At 51.9% G+C, this 15,820-nt stretch carries 17 protein-coding genes; 12 read left to right on the top strand and 5 right to left on the bottom strand.

Annotation, left to right across the window (positions count from 1 at the left end; translation table 11 throughout):
* The first annotated feature begins 29 nt into the window (after positions 1 to 29).
* The 9 genes from ACZ2GZ_RS12560 (at position 30) to ACZ2GZ_RS12520 (ending at position 7,031) form a co-directional block, all read left to right on the top strand.
* Entirely contained in the window at positions 30 to 740 is a 711-nt protein-coding gene (locus ACZ2GZ_RS12560; protein WP_021067818.1) for a Crp/Fnr family transcriptional regulator, read from the top strand.
* A gap of 242 nt (positions 741 to 982) precedes the next feature.
* Positions 983 to 1,102 carry a hypothetical protein gene (locus ACZ2GZ_RS12555; RefSeq protein WP_021067817.1) on the top strand — a complete coding sequence of 40 codons (120 nt, stop codon included), beginning with the start codon at positions 983 to 985 and terminating at the stop codon, positions 1,100 to 1,102.
* 21 nt (positions 1,103 to 1,123) lie between these two features.
* Positions 1,124 to 1,594, top strand: a complete 471-nt coding sequence (locus ACZ2GZ_RS12550; RefSeq protein ID WP_021067816.1) for a cytochrome c oxidase subunit II — start codon at positions 1,124 to 1,126, stop codon at positions 1,592 to 1,594.
* Positions 1,595 to 3,280 (top strand): b(o/a)3-type cytochrome-c oxidase subunit 1, encoded by a 1,686-nt coding sequence (locus ACZ2GZ_RS12545; RefSeq protein WP_035385689.1) that lies wholly within the window; start codon positions 1,595 to 1,597, stop codon positions 3,278 to 3,280.
* 58 nt (positions 3,281 to 3,338) lie between these two features.
* On the top strand, positions 3,339 to 3,944 hold the full coding sequence (locus ACZ2GZ_RS12540; protein WP_214715500.1) for a kinase: 606 nt from the start codon (positions 3,339 to 3,341) through the stop codon (positions 3,942 to 3,944).
* Positions 3,945 to 4,067: 123 nt separating this feature from the next.
* Positions 4,068 to 4,460, top strand: coding sequence for a GntR family transcriptional regulator (locus ACZ2GZ_RS12535; protein ID WP_029596052.1), 393 nt, complete (start codon positions 4,068 to 4,070; stop codon positions 4,458 to 4,460).
* Positions 4,438 to 5,118 (top strand): ABC transporter ATP-binding protein, encoded by a 681-nt coding sequence (locus tag ACZ2GZ_RS12530; RefSeq protein ID WP_021067812.1) that lies wholly within the window; start codon positions 4,438 to 4,440, stop codon positions 5,116 to 5,118. Before ACZ2GZ_RS12535 ends, ACZ2GZ_RS12530 begins: the two co-directional genes overlap by 23 nt.
* Positions 5,115 to 5,921, top strand: a complete 807-nt coding sequence (locus ACZ2GZ_RS12525) for a hypothetical protein (protein WP_214715492.1) — start codon at positions 5,115 to 5,117, stop codon at positions 5,919 to 5,921. The genes ACZ2GZ_RS12530 and ACZ2GZ_RS12525 overlap by 4 nt, the downstream gene beginning before the upstream one ends.
* 9 nt (positions 5,922 to 5,930) lie before the next feature.
* The gene (locus ACZ2GZ_RS12520; protein WP_214715490.1) at positions 5,931 to 7,031 is read left to right on the top strand and encodes a hypothetical protein; all 1,101 of its coding nucleotides are present in this window, start codon (positions 5,931 to 5,933) and stop codon (positions 7,029 to 7,031) included.
* A gap of 29 nt (positions 7,032 to 7,060) precedes the next feature.
* Here the strand turns inward: ACZ2GZ_RS12520 and ACZ2GZ_RS12515 are convergent, their stop codons facing one another.
* Genes ACZ2GZ_RS12515 through ACZ2GZ_RS12505 form a run of 3 tightly spaced genes read right to left on the bottom strand, consistent with a single transcriptional unit; the run spans position 7,061 to position 9,342 of the window.
* The gene (locus ACZ2GZ_RS12515) at positions 7,061 to 7,702 is read right to left on the bottom strand and encodes a hypothetical protein (protein WP_214715488.1); all 642 of its coding nucleotides are present in this window, start codon (positions 7,700 to 7,702) and stop codon (positions 7,061 to 7,063) included.
* Positions 7,699 to 8,865 carry a DEAD/DEAH box helicase gene (locus ACZ2GZ_RS12510; RefSeq protein WP_021067808.1) on the bottom strand — a complete coding sequence of 389 codons (1,167 nt, stop codon included), beginning with the start codon at positions 8,863 to 8,865 and terminating at the stop codon, positions 7,699 to 7,701. The genes ACZ2GZ_RS12515 and ACZ2GZ_RS12510 overlap by 4 nt, the downstream gene beginning before the upstream one ends.
* A 54-nt stretch (positions 8,866 to 8,919) precedes the next feature.
* A complete protein-coding gene (locus ACZ2GZ_RS12505) occupies positions 8,920 to 9,342 on the bottom strand; it encodes a hypothetical protein (RefSeq protein ID WP_021067807.1) in 423 nt (140 codons plus the stop codon).
* A gap of 360 nt (positions 9,343 to 9,702) precedes the next feature.
* Between ACZ2GZ_RS12505 and pflB the strand changes: the two genes are divergently transcribed.
* Both pflB and pflA read left to right on the top strand, forming a co-directional pair.
* Positions 9,703 to 11,949: a formate C-acetyltransferase gene (gene pflB / locus ACZ2GZ_RS12500; protein WP_214715486.1), complete on the top strand. Its 2,247-nt coding sequence runs from the start codon at positions 9,703 to 9,705 to the stop codon at positions 11,947 to 11,949.
* Positions 11,950 to 12,005: 56 nt separating this feature from the next.
* Positions 12,006 to 12,722, top strand: coding sequence for a pyruvate formate-lyase-activating protein (gene pflA / locus ACZ2GZ_RS12495; RefSeq protein ID WP_021067805.1), 717 nt, complete (start codon positions 12,006 to 12,008; stop codon positions 12,720 to 12,722).
* A gap of 39 nt (positions 12,723 to 12,761) precedes the next feature.
* Here the strand turns inward: pflA and ACZ2GZ_RS12490 are convergent, their stop codons facing one another.
* Positions 12,762 to 13,988 carry an NAD(P)-dependent malic enzyme gene (locus ACZ2GZ_RS12490; protein WP_214715484.1) on the bottom strand — a complete coding sequence of 409 codons (1,227 nt, stop codon included), beginning with the start codon at positions 13,986 to 13,988 and terminating at the stop codon, positions 12,762 to 12,764.
* A 208-nt stretch (positions 13,989 to 14,196) separates the two neighbouring features.
* Complete coding sequence (gene rsgA, locus ACZ2GZ_RS12485; RefSeq protein WP_214715482.1) at positions 14,197 to 15,171, bottom strand: ribosome small subunit-dependent GTPase A; 975 nt, start codon at positions 15,169 to 15,171, stop codon at positions 14,197 to 14,199.
* A 244-nt stretch (positions 15,172 to 15,415) separates the two neighbouring features.
* Between rsgA and ACZ2GZ_RS12480 the strand changes: the two genes are divergently transcribed.
* The gene (locus tag ACZ2GZ_RS12480) at positions 15,416 to 15,799 is read left to right on the top strand and encodes a lmo0954 family membrane protein (RefSeq protein ID WP_214715475.1); all 384 of its coding nucleotides are present in this window, start codon (positions 15,416 to 15,418) and stop codon (positions 15,797 to 15,799) included.
* Positions 15,800 to 15,820: the final 21 nt, after the last annotated feature.

Below are 15,820 nucleotides of genomic sequence, written 5' to 3'. Positions count from 1 at the left end.
ATATACGATTAGTGGAGGGAGCAGATAACATGACTATGAAATGCGGAACGACCAAACCGAACAGCTTTGTCTTTTCGCAAGAGACGAAACAGCTCTTGCTCGAGATGATGACGTTTCAAGATCATTCGAAAGGGAGCATCGTTTGTTGGGAAGGCGAGAAGTGCAACAAGTTCTTTTATTTGAAGAGCGGTTCCGTCAAATTCACGAAGCTGACGAAAAAAGGGAGCGCACTCATCATGTTCATCTATGGGGCGGACGACTTCTTCGGGGAGTTCGATATCGACGAGGTGTTCCCGAGTTCGTATAGCATCGAGACGACTTCGGACAGTGTCATCGGTTGGATTTCGAAGCAAGAGATGGATGAACTCGTTCGGCGCGATGCGCAGTTGGCCACTGAAGTATTGCGGTGGACGTCGATGATGCGCAAGCAGTCCGAGATGAAACTCCGTGACTTGCTGCTATATGGGAAACCGGGTGCCCTCGCCTCCACGTTATTACGCATGGCGGCGATGGACGGCGTCGAGTCAGCAGAAGGGATCGTCGTGCCAAAACATCCGTCAGACGGGGAGCTCGGTCAGCTGATTGGCGCGCCTCGCGAGACGGTGAATCGGATGATGAACCAGTGGCGGAAGGAAGGCATGTTGACGACGACGGGGACAGAGATGATTTTGCATGACATCGATTTCTTGAAAGAACTATGTTACTGCGAAGGCTGTCCCGCCGGTATCTGTCGGCTTTAATCTTTCAAGAGAGCTGCAACATTTCACCTTGTCAAAGCGCGTGAAACCGAACAGGTGGTTGACTCGATTCGTGTCGGGACAATCGCCTTTTTTGTATGCCTTTATACCAAATGTGAACTTTATGTGTGGAAACTACGCAAATTTGATGTGATTGTCACTTTTGGAGTGATAAATGTCACATATTAATCCCCATCCCATTTCATACAATAAAAGTGGAAATCACAGGGAAAGGGGTCCTTCACGTGGAGAAAAACGATGGACAAGAACCGAACTTAAAAGGCACGTTCACATCGGTCATGATTGTCGCGGGCGTCATCATTGCCATGTGGTCGTCAGTGTTTTACCTATTTATGACGCGATAACGAGCAGGAGGAGAGCAACATATGCATATTCATAAACTTGAAAAATATTGGCTTGTATTCGGCATCATTTTATTAGGTGTGTTTTTAACCGTGCTTGGTATCTCTGCCTTTGCGGCAGGAAATCAACCGGCTTCGGACGCGGATTTGATCGATCCGGCGAAAGTGCATCAAACCGCACCGTTCGACAAACCGGGACTTCATAAAATTGACGACAACGAATATGAACTTGTCATGGTCGCGCAAGCGTTCACGTTCACGCCGGGCAACGTCGAGATTCCAAAAGGGGCGAAAGTCACGTTTCTCGTCACGTCACCGGACGTCGTTCACGGTTTCCAGTTGACGGGCACACCGGTCAATATGATGGTCGTACCTGGTCATATCAACTCGCTCACGTATACGTTCGATGAGGCGGGCGAATTTTTAATCCTTTGTAACGAATATTGTGGTACCGGACATCACATGATGTCGACAAAAATTAAGGTGGTGGACTAAATGAATGACGTAGCCTCAAAACTAAAGCAGTGGGAAATGGAACGCGGCGTACCGGTACCGAGTATCGGTGTCAAAGAAGCACGCCTCGCCTATGCCCATGTCGTCATTTCGGTCCTCGCCGTCTTAATCGGTGGACTAGCCGGACTCATGCAGACGCTCATCCGGACCGGTGTCATCCCGGAAGTGTTCGGCTATTATCAACTGTTGACTGCACACGGCATCATGCTCGGTCTCGTTTTCACGACAATGTTCATCATCGGTCTGCTTTACGCGCTCCTCGCCAAGTCGTTCGGACGCTTTGAGTCGTTCCCAACGAGGGTCGCTTGGCTCGGGTTTTGGATGATTATCGCCGGTGCCGTGCTCGTCACGATCATGGTGCTCGCCAATAAAGCGACCGTCTTGTATACGTTCTACGCACCTCTCATGGCCGACCCAGTGTTTTATATCGGTCTCGTCTTGTTCGTCGTCGGTACGTGGTTATCGGCGTTCGCCATGTTCCGGATGTATGCGGACTATAAACGAGAAAATCCGGGCGTTCATCCGCCGCTTCCAGCGTATATGAGTATCATGACGATGCTCTTGTGGGTCATCGCCACGCTCGGTGTCGCCGGAACGATTTTATTCCAACTGCTCCCGCTCTCGCTCGGTTGGAAAGATACGGTCGGAATCGAGTTGTCACGGACGCTGTTCTGGTATTTCGGTCATCCGCTCGTCTATTTCTGGCTCATGCCGGCCTATATCGTCTGGTATACGGTCGTGCCGAAAGTCATCGGCGGAAAGATTTTCTCCGATGCGCTCGCCCGGATGGCGTTCCTGTTGTTCCTGTTATTCTCGTTCCCGGTCGGCTTCCACCACCAGTTGACGGAACCAGGGATTGAACCGTTCTGGAAGTTCGTTCAAGTCATCTTGACGTTCCTCGTCGTCATCCCGTCGTTTATGACGGCGTTCTCGCTGTTTGCGACGTTCGAGCTGCGCGGCCGCGCACTCGGAGCTCGCGGTTTATTTGGTTGGGTCAAGAAGATGCCATATGGGGATGTCCGTTTCCTCGCTCCGTTCGTCGGCATGTTGTTCTTCATTCCGGCTGGAGCCGGCGGAATCATCAACGCATCGCACCAATTGAACGCGATGGTCCACAACACACTTTGGGTCACGGGCCACTTCCATATCACGGTCGGAACGGCCGTCGCCTTGACGTTCTTCGGAACGGCATATTGGCTCGTGCCGGTATTGCGCGGTCGTATCCTAACGAAAAAGATGAATCGAATCGGATTGATTCAAGCAGGCACGTGGGCGTTCGGAATGTCGATCATGTCTTACGCAATGCACATCTCAGGACTGCAAGGTAATCCGCGTCGGACCGGTCCGGCAACGTACTTCTCGGATGCGCTTACGCGCGAGTGGATTCCATACCACATCGCGATGGCGATTGGCGGGACGATCCTCTTGATTTCGGTCCTCATCTTCGTCTATTCAATGTTCAACTTGTCGTTCCTCGCTCCGAAGGGAGAAGAGGAGTTCCCGCTCGCCGAGACCGAAGAGGCGGCGATGGAGACACCGCGTTTCTTCGAGAATTGGAAGCTTTGGATTACGGTCACGTTCGTTTTAATTGCCTTCGCCTATACGATTCCGATTTGGCACTTGATTGAAAGTGCGCCGCCGGGAGCTAAAGGTTGGGTGCTCTGGTAAACTGAAGTCAGCCCTGTATTTTAGGGCTGACTTTTTCTATTTGTGAAGGAGGGACAGAATGGATACGGTGAGACAAGTCATTGAAACGGCGCACGCCAGTCATGAGCAAGGACGTCCGTTCCTCGTCGCGATCGACGGGTTGAGCGGGGCAGGAAAGACGACGATGGTCGAACAACTACGCGGGATTGCAACGAATGAAGTGGTGTTACATATTGACGACTTTATCGTCGAGCGGCACCGACGTTACGCGACGGGACAGTCAGAGGCGATGGAATATTATGCGCTCCAATGGGACGTCGAGTTGCTCGTGGAGACCTTGTTCAAACCGCTTCGGGAAGGGCAGACGAATCTGATGTTGCCGTATTATGAGCGAGACCAGGACGCGGTCAACATGCGAACAATTGAGATGGCTCCGAACACACTTGTCTTGATCGAAGGGATCTTCTTATTGCGGGACGAGTGGCGTCCTTATTTTGACTACATCGTCTATCTCGACTGTCCGCGGGAAGTCCGGTATGAACGGGTCTTGAATCGTGATACGTATATCGGCGACTTGTCGGAGCGGCTTGCTAAGTACGAACGCCGGTATTGGCCGGGAGAAGCGCATTACATCAAAACGATCAACCCGCAAGCCCAGGCCGATCAAATCGTTCCATCTAGTTGACGCATCCATTTATAGGGGATGCGTTTTTGTTTTGGAAAAAACTGTTGACTCCGTTAGTGTACTACGGTGATAATACAGTTAGATAGTGTATTATTCGCATCATACACTTAGAGAGGTGACAACATGATCATACAATTCAACACGAGAGCCCCGGTTTACATTCAAGTCGTCGATTACTTCAAAAAGAAGATGGCGCTTGGCGAACTGCAGGCGGGCGAAGAGATGCCGTCGCGACGTGAGCTCGCGACCGAACTGAAAATCAATCCGAACACCGTCCAAAAGGCGTTCAAAGAGATGGAGGAACAACAATTGATTACGACCGAACGGAACCGTCCGAGCCGCGTGACGACAGATGAACATGTATTGAAACGCATCCGCACGGAACTCGTCGATGAGGCAGTCGCTGTCTTTGTCGAATCGATTCAAGAACTTGACGTCACGATGGATGAGCTCGTCGATAAAATCAAACGGCAATACGGGGAGGGGAATATTCATGATCGAAGTACTGGGAGTTAAGAAGCGTTACCGCAAAAAACAAGTCATCGAAGAGGTGTCGTTCACGGCCCAAAAAGGGGAAATCACGTGCTTGATCGGGTTGAACGGTACCGGGAAATCGACGATTTTAAAAGGCATCATGGGACTGACGCCGTTCGACCAGGGGACGGTGCTCGTCGACGGCAAACCGATTGATTTGAATCGTGTCGCGTTCGTACCGGACCATTCGACGTTTCCCATCCATTTCACCATTGAACAGTGCGAGGCGTTCATGCGCGACTTTTATCCAAAGTTCGACCCGAAATTGTTTGCCCGTCTTGTCGATGAGTTCAAGCTGTTCCCGGAGGACAAGTTGAACGAACTGTCGAAAGGGACGCTCGCGAAAGTGAACTTGGCGCTCGGCATTGCCCAAGATCCGGACTATTTGTTGCTCGACGAACCATTCTCAGGGATTGATGTGTTCTCGAAAGAACAAATTGTCGAGTTGTTCTCGAGTGACATCATGGAAGACCGCGGCGTATTGATTACGACGCATGAGATTGAAGACATCGAATACTTGGTCGACAAGGCCGTCATGTTGAACCGCGGCCGGATCGTTCGCGAGTTCGACGTCGAGGACGTCCGCTTCATTCATGGGAAGTCGATTGTCGATGTCATGAGAGAGGAGTATGGCGCGTGAACCTATTAAAATTACTCGGGTGGGAAGTGGAGCGGGCGACGAAACCGTATCTCATCTTGATCACATTGCTTGTTGTCGCACAGTTCGCTTGGCTCGGCTTCTTTTTATGGAGCGAGACGAATATGTATGAAGAGATTCGTCGCACCGGGACGCCAGATTACGTCTTAACGTTTGCCAATTATCTCGGAGGGACGCCGTTCATTTTGTCAATCGGCGTGGCCGTCGCAGCGATGCTCCTCTACAGCTTTTGGATTTGGTATCGTGACTTTCAAGGCCGCTGCACGTTCATGATGCGACTATTGATGATGCCGCAACAACGGATGCTTGTCTTCGGTGCGAAGCTGGCAACGATGATATTGATGGTGCTCGGGCTCTTATCGGTTCAATGGATTGCCCTTAAGCTTCAGTACATAGCATTCACCGGGTGGTTCGATTCACAGATGATTCCGGTGGGTGGGTCGTTCGAACAAGCGATTCGCTTCGATGGGGCTCTCTCGCCGATGTATCCTGCGTCTTTCGTCAATTTCCTGATTCATCAAGTGCTCATCGTGCTCGTCATTTTATTCATCTTCGCATTCGTGTTGATTGAGCGGAGTCTATGGCAACGCACATTGTGGTCACCGATTATTGCGATATTGATGCTTGGGGCGTTGATTGCCGTTCCAGTGACGGCGTTCTTTTTCCTAGAAAGTCGATTGTTCATGGACGAGATGATGGTTGTGGTTGGGCTCGGTCTGATGGGATGGATGAGTGTAACGGTATGGTTAAGTCGTCTCTACTTGACGAAAAAACTAAGTGTGTGAGGTGAGCAGATGAAACGAATGTGGAATGTGGCCGCGCTCGGCGCGGTCATCGTCATCGGTCTCGGGACGTTTGCTTTTGATATGAGGGACACGAAAGCAGAATGGGACTTGGCGGTCACGACGAATCCTGAGGTTTGGAAAGATCAAACAGTGAACTTGTACTACAATACGGAAGAAGGCGAGAAAGAACGGTTCGAAGTGACGATCGACCAGAGTCAGGTGACGACTGATTTGAATTATATCGAACAGGCGTTAGCGTATGACGACGAGGTCGACTCGTCCGTGCGCGACTTTTATCGGCAACTCTCAGGTCTAAGTTTTGTGCAATCGATTCAGACGCCTGACGGTTATATCGGGATCGGGCAGGACGGGAATAAAGAGATTGCTGTGTTTCGCTTGAACGGTCAGGATGTGACTAAACAAATCTTTGGGACAGACGTCAATGGTGCGTCTGAACTCATGGATAGCCCTTGGGCCGGCCTGTTCGTTCGTGCAGGAAACGTACATGTCATTTATCGCGACGGTTACGGGGAAAATCCAGTCACAAAAATTGCCATGATCGATGAAGGCGCCAAACAAATCAAGATCGAAACCGTGAAGCTGCAAGATGAAGCCATTTCGTCCGTGACAGGCACTTCTTGGGCATTCCGACCATACGTGGCAACGATTGACGCAGACAATCGGTTCATCCCGGTCAGCATGACCGAACAGACATCGGTTACAGAGGGTGGAGAAACGTATTTGAGTGAGCAAGAGAAAGCGGGGCTTCATGCGTATGACGTGGAAACGAAGCAAGTCGTTGAATTGATGCCAGATGGTGACATGTGGAATGCGACCGTTTATGAGGATCAGTTAATTGCGTTACAAGAAGGTGGGACCGAACTTGTCGTCGATTTGAAGACGGGTAAACAATCGACGCGTCAAGTCATCGATGGTTCGGTCGGCACGACCTCTTACGTTGGCGACCAATTGTACCATGCCCGTCCGACAAAAGAGGGCGCCGTCATCGATGTATATCAAGATGGAAAATCCATCTCGAGCGCCGTTGTGAAAGCGACGAACGATGAGGCGAAAGCATTGCTCTCAAACACACAGTATTATGTAGAATAACAAATAACCGAGAGGCGGCCGCCTCTCGGTTATTTTGATGGTTTCGGGACGATGACCCCGTCTTCTAAATCGAGTAACATGTCGATCAGTTCCGCACAAAACTCTGGGAACTGGTCGAGGAACGCACCCGGACCGACCTCATCGGTGAAGTCGATATACAGGTCCGACACGTTACCGGCCATTTTCGCCGGAAGAGCGAGGAACGCCGACCCGAAACGCCAGCTGCCTCGGATATCGAGCAGCTTGCCGAGCATAATGTCGCCGACCTCACGTTTTTCTGGAAGGTTGACGTGATACGTCTCTTTCGTCTCCCAATCGCGCAGTCCTTCCTCGGTCACTTCAAACACTGAACAACGCGGGACCGCCAAGCCACGGAGCGCGTGATACAAGGCAGGGGACATGTCGGCTTTTTGATCCGCCAAATAGCGGCCGTGCGGTGTCATCCCGTCCTCGTCCGTCTCAAAGAAGACGGCCCAGTCGATGAACAGGTCGCGGAATAGCTCGGCGTCTTTCAACTGCCACGTGCCTTCCGAGGCGATTTCTTGAATATAGTTCGTCCAATGTGTGCTGCGCGCGAGCGCGGCTTGCTCATACAACTTTTTCAGCTCGGCCAGCAATTCGGACTCTTCTACAAGCAAAGGGAATGGAATTACTTTCCGGTCTTTTTTCATCGGCGCGGTCCTCGTTTGTTCGCAGGACGCTTCACGACCGGCGGTTTATCTTCGATCCGTTTCTCGATGACATCGCCACGATAAATCTCGAGTTCTTTCAATTCCACGCCTAGCTGGCGAGCGAACGATTTCAAGTGCGTCAAGTCTTCATCCGTCACGAGCGAGAGCACGGTCCCGGCCGCATTCCCGCGTGCCGTCCGGCCCGAGCGGTGAATGAAGTCATCAATCGATTCTGGCAAATCGAAGTGGACGACGTGCGTCACTTCTTCGATGTCGAGACCACGGGCCGCGAGACCCGTCGTGATGAGAAGTGGATAGTCGCCTTTCCGGAATTCACGGAGCGTCTCCACGCGTTCGCGTTTCCCTTTTAGGCTGTCGAGCATCCGGTAATTCACTTTCATTTTATCGAGTTCGCCTCTGAGTGGTGGCAAGAATGAGCGGTTGTTGATGAAAGCGAGCGCTTTGACGCCGTTGACATGTGACAAACGACGAAGCAATTCCGGCTTATAGCGGCGTGTCGTCAACATATAGCCGTACGTCACTTGACTGCTCACAGCTCGTTCGATTTTCACGTGTGCCGGCTCCTTCAAGAACGGGGCAGCCCATGCTTGAAGCGTGTCTGTGAGCGTCGCCGATACGAGGGCGATTTGATGTTCGTGCGCCGTGTGCTTGATGATGCGTTCGGCAGCTTCTGTCAATCCGCTATCGATGATTTGGTCAGCTTCATCGAGGACGATCGTGTGCGTCTCATGAAGCTTCAATTTTTTCTTGTCGATCAGTTCGACGAGTCGGCCCGGTGTCCCGACAATCAAATGGGGCTTTTTCTTCAAGCGGTCGATTTGACGTTTCAATTCGACACCGCCAATAAATGAAGCGATGCGGACATCACCTTTCTCGGTGAAGCGTTGCGCGACCGTTTGAATCTGCATGACGAGCTCACGCGTCGGCGCGACGATGACGACTTGAATCCGGTCGTTCGAGGCGTCGATTTTTTCAATGGCGGGTAACAAATAAGCAAGCGTCTTCCCGGTACCTGTCGGCGCTTCGATCGTGACGTCTTTTCCGTCAAGAAGAAGCGGGAAGGCTTCGGCTTGGACCGGCATTGGTTCAGTAAAGCCAAGGCGATCCCAGGCTTCGTTAATAAATGGTTTTGTAAAGTTCATATCAATTCTCCTTATCGTGGGGCAAAAACAAAGGAAGCATAAGCGCTCCCTGTCTTAGATATAGCGAACATGTTCAGTATCTTGGTCGAATGAAGAACGGAGTGTCTGTGTGAACGTCTGTCCGTCCTCGATGAGTTTGATGTGCACATCGATTTGGTCAGCCGACGCCTCGACGCCTTCGACGGTGAAGCCTTGATACACACGATACTGCAATTCTTTCGTCAACCGTTCGTATGAAGCGAGCTCTGGATACGTCGCTGCCACGTCAATCGGGCGCGAGATGAGAGCAACGAGCAAGTTATCGCGGTAGTCGATGAAATCCTCGTTTTCGATGTCGTCGTCAAACCGAATCCAAAAACCTGCGTCTTCAAATTCTGTGATAAATCCATCACGTTGTTCACCGTTCGCTTCTACTTTAAGGGAGATGCGGTCACCGGCTTTCAAGTCGTGATCAGCTGTCAATAATTCGTACGTCATGGGAAGAACCCCTTCCTCTTCTACAATGTTCTGCCTTCATTGTGTCCGATGTAAGGCAAAAATTCAAGTTCTATCCCCGAGTCGTGATATACATCACACTAAAAACTGTATAAATCGTCACATCCGAATCGAGATGATACAGAATCGACGTAAATCCTATCGTGACGTGAATTATCTGTTTCATAGTGAATGAGAAATGCGTTATAACAGATTTTAAAGCGCTTACAAAAATGGCTTTAAGCCAACGTTCATGAGATTGTTACAACTTTCACAAGAATGTAAAACATAATGTTCACGTTTTCACGTACACTCAACTTATAGAAAGCACGCAGTTATCTCAACTATGAGGAGTGACCCACAATGGCAACCGAAATTAAATCAGCCTGGTCAGGATTTGTACCTGGGCAGTGGACGAACGAAGTGAACGTCGGTGAGTTTATCCGTTTAAACCGACATGAGTACACAGGAGACGACCGTTTCCTCGTCGGACCGACGGAAGCGACGAATCAGCTTTGGGCACAAGTGATGGAATTGACGAAAGAAGAGCGGGAACGCGGCGGTGTTTGGGCGGTCGATCAAAACAACCCGTCGACCATCGTCTCGCACGGACCGGGATACTTAAACAAAGAGCTCGAAAAAGTGGTCGGCGTTCAAACGGACGAGCCGTTCAAACGTTCGATTCATCCGAACGGCGGCATCCGGATGGTCGACGCTGCACTTGAATCGTATGGCTTCGAACCGAACCCTGAAATCACAAAGATTTATTCGGAAATCCGCAAAACGCATAACCAAGGTGTCTTCGATGCGTACACACCTGAGATGCGAGCAGCACGGAAGTCAGGGATTATCACAGGACTTCCTGACGCTTACGGACGTGGACGGATTATCGGCGACTACCGTCGCGTTGCCTTGTACGGGTTAGACTTCTTGATTGCCGCACGTAAAAAGGACTTGGCGAACCGTGGCGGTTTCTTATCAGAGGCAGATATTCGGACACGGGAAGAAATGTCTGAGCAGCTCGGGGCCCTCCAAGAGTTGAAACAACTCGGTGCGGCGTACGGGTTTGACCTCGGCCGTCCGGCGGAAAATACACAAGAGGCGTACCAATGGGTATACCTTGCATATCTCGCAGCCGTCAAAGAACAGAACGGCGCCGCCATGTCACTTGGACGTGTCTCGACATTCCTCGATGTATACGCAGAACGTGACATCGAAGCAGGTCGTTTGACCGAGTCGGACGTTCAAGAAATCGTCGACCACTTCATCATGAAGCTTCGGATCGTCAAGTTCTTGCGCACGCCTGACTACAACGAATTGTTCTCGGGTGACCCAACATGGGTGACCGAGTCAATCGGTGGGATGAGTGAGGATGGACGTTCGAACGTGACGAAGAGCTCGTTCCGCTTCTTGCATTCACTCTCGAACCTCGGGCCAGCACCAGAACCGAACTTGACGGTGCTTTGGTCGACGAAATTGCCAGAAGGCTTCAAACAATATTGTGCGAAGATGTCGATTGAGACGTCCGCCATCCAATATGAGAACGACGACCTCATGCTTCCAGAGTTCGGTGACGATTACGGCATCGCCTGCTGTGTGTCACCGATGAAAATCGGGAAACAGATGCAGTTCTTCGGAGCCCGCGCCAACATGGCGAAAGCACTCCTTTATAGCATGAACGGAGGCCGTGATGAGAAGAGCGGCGACCAAATCGCACCGGTTTGGGAGATGAACACCGAGGACGTGCTCACGTACGACAAAGTGTATGCCGACTTCGACCGGACGCTCGATTGGCTCGCCGAGCTCTATGTCAACACGCTCAACGTCATCCACTTCATGCATGATAAATATGCATACGAACGAATCGAGATGGCGCTCCACGACCCTGAGATTTTACGGACGATGGCATGTGGCATCGCCGGCCTCTCGGTCACGGCGGATAGTCTTTCAGCCATCAAATATGCGACCGTGAAACCGGTCCGCAACGAGCAAGGCATTGCCGTCGACTTCGAGACAGAAGGCGACTTCCCTAAATTCGGCAACAACGACGACCGTGTCGATGCGATTGCCGTCGAGCTCGTCGAGTCGTTCATGCAAAAAGTACGCAAGCATAAAACGTACCGCGATGCGCTCCATACGCAATCGGTCTTGACGATCACATCAAACGTCGTTTACGGCAAAAAGACAGGGAACACACCGGACGGACGTCGCGCCGGCGAACCGTTCGCACCTGGTGCGAACCCGATGCATGGCCGCGATACGAAAGGGGCAGCTGCGTCGCTCTCATCAGTCGCGAAACTCCCGTTCGAACACGCACAAGACGGAATTTCATACACGTTCTCAATCGTACCGAAAGCGCTCGGTAAAGAAGAAGTGGCCCGTGAACTCAACTTGGCGGCACTCCTTGACGGTTATATGGGCGGCGAGCATAAAGGACATCACTTGAACGTCAACGTCTTCAACCGTGAGACGTTGCTCGATGCGATGGAGCACCCGGAAGAATATCCACAGCTCACGATTCGTGTCTCTGGCTATGCGGTCAACTTCATCAAATTGACACGGGAGCAACAAATCGACGTCATCAACCGGACGTTCCACGGTTCATTGTAAACAAAGGCTTGGCGGCCTTCACTCGAGGGCCGCTCATTCGTTAGGAGGTCATTTCGATGACAATGGGATATGTACACTCGGTCGAATCGTTTGGAACCGTTGACGGCCCGGGAATTCGTTTTATCGTCTTTTTACAAGGTTGTGCGCTTCGTTGCTTGTATTGCCACAATGCTGACACGTGGGATTTCAAAAAGAATAACCATCGTTCGGCCGAGGACGTCATTCAAGAAGCGCTCAGCTATCGTCCGTTCATGGAAGCGTCAAAAGGCGGCATCACGATTTCTGGGGGCGACCCGCTCGCGCAGCCAGAGTTTTTAGAGGCGCTCTTGCGTGAAGCAAAGAAACACGGGCTTCATACGACACTCGACACGTCCGGTGCACTCCGTCCCCCTAACTTGGATGCGATTTTAGACCATACGGACCTCGTGTTGCTTGATATCAAACATATCGACGATGACATGTGTAAGAAACTGACAGGACGGAGCAACGTCAACACGCTCGCGCTCGCTGAACATTTATCCGAGCGCGGAACGAAAATGTGGATTCGCCACGTCCTCGTCCCGGAATGGACACTTGATGAAGGAGCGCTCCGCCGCACGGCAGCGTTCATTCAAAAGCTCGACCACGTCGAGAAAGTCGAAATTTTGCCGTACCATGAGATGGGCGTCTATAAATGGGAGGCGCTCGGTCTCGACTATCCGCTCAAAGGAATTAAACCCCCGACGACGGAAGAAGTCGAATGGGCGGAAGGGATTTTACAAGGAACCGTTTAAAAAACTGCGCAGACCATCATGGTCTGCGCAGTTTTTGGATTACAAATGTTTTTGACTGACGTGCTGACGGATGGCGGCCTCATCGAGAGGACGTTTGGCGACGCCGGTCTCGACGGCGGCTTTGGCGACCGCGACCGCCACGGCCGGTGCGATTCGTTCATCGAATGGGCTCGGGATGACGACACCGTTCGCCAAATCTTCTTCGGTCAATAAATCGGCAATCGCGTGGACGGCCGCTTCCTTCATCTCCTCATTGATTTCGCTGGCGCGAACGTCAAGTGCGCCCCGGAAAATACCTGGGAAGGCGAGGACGTTGTTCACTTGGTTGGCGAAATCGGAACGGCCGGTCGCGACGACACGCGCCCCGGCTTTTGTCGCGAGGTCTGGCATAATCTCCGGAATCGGGTTCGCCAGAGCGAAGATGATTGGATCGACGGCCATCGAGCGGACCATGTCTTCCGTGACGGCCCCGGCCGCCGAGACACCGATAAAGACGTCGGCACCTTGAAGCACGTCGGCGAGCAATCCTTCGTGTTGCTTCCGATTCGTCGCTTTGGCGATTTGATCTTTGAACGGGTTCATCCCTTCGACGCGTCCTTCGTAAATCGCGCCTTTCGTATCATAGATGACGAGGTCCTCGACACCGAAACGCTTCAACAGTTTGGCGATGGCGATGCCCGCGGCCCCGGCACCGTTCATGACGACACGGAGTTCAGGCATCGTTTTATCGACGAGGCGCAACGCGTTGACGAGACCGGCCAAAACGACGATGGCTGTCCCGTGCTGGTCGTCATGGAAGACAGGAATCGGGAGCGATTGTTTCAAACGGGCTTCGATTTCAAAACACTCGGGTGCTTTAATGTCTTCTAAGTTGACGGCACCAAACGTCGGTGCGAGCAGTTCGACCGTCCGGACGATTTCATCGACGTTGTGCGTGTCGAGACAGATGGGAAACGCATCGACGCCAGCGAAGCTTTTGAACAAGACGGCTTTTCCTTCCATGACCGGCAGTGCGGCTTCTGGACCGATATTGCCGAGACCGAGCACGGCGCTCCCGTCCGAGACAACGGCGACCGTGTTGGCGCGGAGCGTGTAGTCATACGACAACTCTTTATCCTCGGCGATGCGACGGCACGGTTCGGCGACGCCAGGCGAATAGGCGAGGCTGAGTGCTTCTTTCGTGTCGACGTCGACTTTCGGTGTCGTTTCCAATTTTCCGTGATGGAAGGCATGCATCTCGAGTGCGCGTTCGTTCAATGTTTTCATAAGTCTCTCCCTATAATTAGCGATTTTAATCTGTGACAATACGAGTCCATTGTAACGGAGAAACCGCTTACTTTCGAGGGTTTTACCTGCATTTGGGCGAACTATTTCTGAACGGTTGTTCACAAATGTCGGATTGCTGATAGGACTTGGTGCTAGGTCAGGAAGGTCAAAAAAGGAGCCACAGTTTTTCTGTGACTCCTTTCGTAGATTAAGCTTTCGTTTTTCGTTTCTTCTTCTCGGCGAGACGAGCCGCTTCCGCTTGTCGTTTTTCGGCGTAGCGGAGTTCACGCTCGAGCTTGACGAAGCTTTGATAGCGCTTCGCGTCGAGCATCCCGGTTTCAATCGCCTTGCGGACCGCACAACCGGGTTCGGCCTGGTGTGAACAGTCCCGGAACCAACACGTCTCGGCGAGCGCCTCGATATCCCGAAACGTATCGTCGAGGTGATCGGCACCGTCCCAAAGGCCAAATTCACGCATCCCGGGTGTATCGATGACGAACAAATCGTCAATCTGGAACAGTTCGCGATGCGTCGTCGTATGCTTGCCGCGTTCATCGCTCTCGCGGACGGCCTGTGTCTCGGCGACGGTCGTCCCGGCGAGCGCGTTCGTCAGCGTTGATTTCCCGACACCGGACGAGCCGACGAGCACGATGGTGCTTCCGCTCGGCAGTGCGGCTCGCAACGCTTCGACGCCGTCACCAGTGACTGAACTGACAGGGAAGACGTCGACCCCAGGCACTGTCAACGTAAGTTCGTCGACGAGTGCATCTGCGTTGTCGACTTGGTCCGATTTCGTCAAGACGATGAACGGCGTGGCGCCGGTTTCCCACGCGGCGAGCGAGTAACGCTCGAGCCGACGCAGATTGAAATCGTGTCCGCACGCCATCGTGATTAAGATAAAGTCGACGTTCGCACAGATCAGCTGTTCGCGCGTCTCGTTGCCGGCGGCTGCCCGTGATAGGACAGTACGCCGTTCAAGGAGACGTCGAATTACGCCTTGACCGTGTTCGCGAACGGTGAACTCGACGAAGTCACCGATGACCGGATAGTCGCGCTCGCTTTCAGCCTCATGTCGGAATTTCCCGGTGACGCTACACGTGTAGGCTGCATTTTCAGTCGTGACCGTGTACATATGTTGGAACTGTGCCGTGACACGCCCCGTTGTGATTGTTGTTTGATTCAAATAGAATCCTCCTCTTAGTGATGGAGGACAGTCGCCCTCCGATTGGCTGACAAGGTGTATACTGCGTTAAATACGGTGCTCATAAAACATCATCCTTTCATTGTTCGATGCCTCTAGTATAGCACAGGATTTGAGAACGCTATCATCTCAGTCTACAGACCGAGGGAAAACGGGCCTTGCGCTCGTCGCGCTATAAAAAATAACGTATTATGATAAGAGTGTACTTAACGAGGAGGGATGATAGATGAATCGCCAGATGAAACAAGTGTTGTTCATCGTGGCCGCGATCTCTTTAGTTCTCGTTCTAATCGGCTTTTTACCGAATATGATCATGTTCGGTTTGGGGGCGCTCTTAGCACTGTGGGCTGGAGTCAGATTCATGGCCGTGACACATGTCGGCGCAAAAATCGGTTACGGCGCGCTTGCCGTGATCGGGATCATCACAATTTTATCGAATATTTGGGCGTTAATCGGGATTGTGGTGGCATGGGTATTGTTTAAAGGGTATATGATGTATGCCAACCAAAAACAAGACGTCGAGATTTTGAATGCGGACGGCTCGCGTGCGAACCGGAGCAGCTTTCAATCGTTTGATCAAGTGTGGCAGAAGTTTGTAAACCGTCGCTAAGCTTCACAAGGAGGATATTAT

The sequence above is a fragment of the Exiguobacterium sp. KKT215 genome, from assembly GCF_055635335.1.
The sequence above is the reverse complement of the archived record's forward strand: the minus strand, read 5'-3'. Positions and strand labels throughout refer to the sequence as shown.

Coding starts and splice junctions, on each gene's coding strand:
- ACZ2GZ_RS12560 (WP_021067818.1), top strand. CDS start 30: ATGACTATGAAATGCGGAACGACCAAACCGAACAGCTTTGTCTTTTCG.
- ACZ2GZ_RS12550 (WP_021067816.1), top strand. CDS start 1,124: ATGCATATTCATAAACTTGAAAAATATTGGCTTGTATTCGGCATCATT.
- ACZ2GZ_RS12545 (WP_035385689.1), top strand. CDS start 1,595: ATGAATGACGTAGCCTCAAAACTAAAGCAGTGGGAAATGGAACGCGGC.
- ACZ2GZ_RS12540 (WP_214715500.1), top strand. CDS start 3,339: ATGGATACGGTGAGACAAGTCATTGAAACGGCGCACGCCAGTCATGAG.
- ACZ2GZ_RS12535 (WP_029596052.1), top strand. CDS start 4,068: ATGATCATACAATTCAACACGAGAGCCCCGGTTTACATTCAAGTCGTC.
- ACZ2GZ_RS12530 (WP_021067812.1), top strand. CDS start 4,438: ATGATCGAAGTACTGGGAGTTAAGAAGCGTTACCGCAAAAAACAAGTC.
- ACZ2GZ_RS12520 (WP_214715490.1), top strand. CDS start 5,931: ATGAAACGAATGTGGAATGTGGCCGCGCTCGGCGCGGTCATCGTCATC.
- ACZ2GZ_RS12515 (WP_214715488.1), bottom strand. CDS start 7,702: ATGAAAAAAGACCGGAAAGTAATTCCATTCCCTTTGCTTGTAGAAGAG.
- ACZ2GZ_RS12510 (WP_021067808.1), bottom strand. CDS start 8,865: ATGAACTTTACAAAACCATTTATTAACGAAGCCTGGGATCGCCTTGGC.
- ACZ2GZ_RS12505 (WP_021067807.1), bottom strand. CDS start 9,342: ATGACGTACGAATTATTGACAGCTGATCACGACTTGAAAGCCGGTGAC.
- pflB (WP_214715486.1), top strand. CDS start 9,703: ATGGCAACCGAAATTAAATCAGCCTGGTCAGGATTTGTACCTGGGCAG.
- pflA (WP_021067805.1), top strand. CDS start 12,006: ATGACAATGGGATATGTACACTCGGTCGAATCGTTTGGAACCGTTGAC.
- ACZ2GZ_RS12490 (WP_214715484.1), bottom strand. CDS start 13,988: ATGAAAACATTGAACGAACGCGCACTCGAGATGCATGCCTTCCATCAC.
- ACZ2GZ_RS12480 (WP_214715475.1), top strand. CDS start 15,416: ATGAATCGCCAGATGAAACAAGTGTTGTTCATCGTGGCCGCGATCTCT.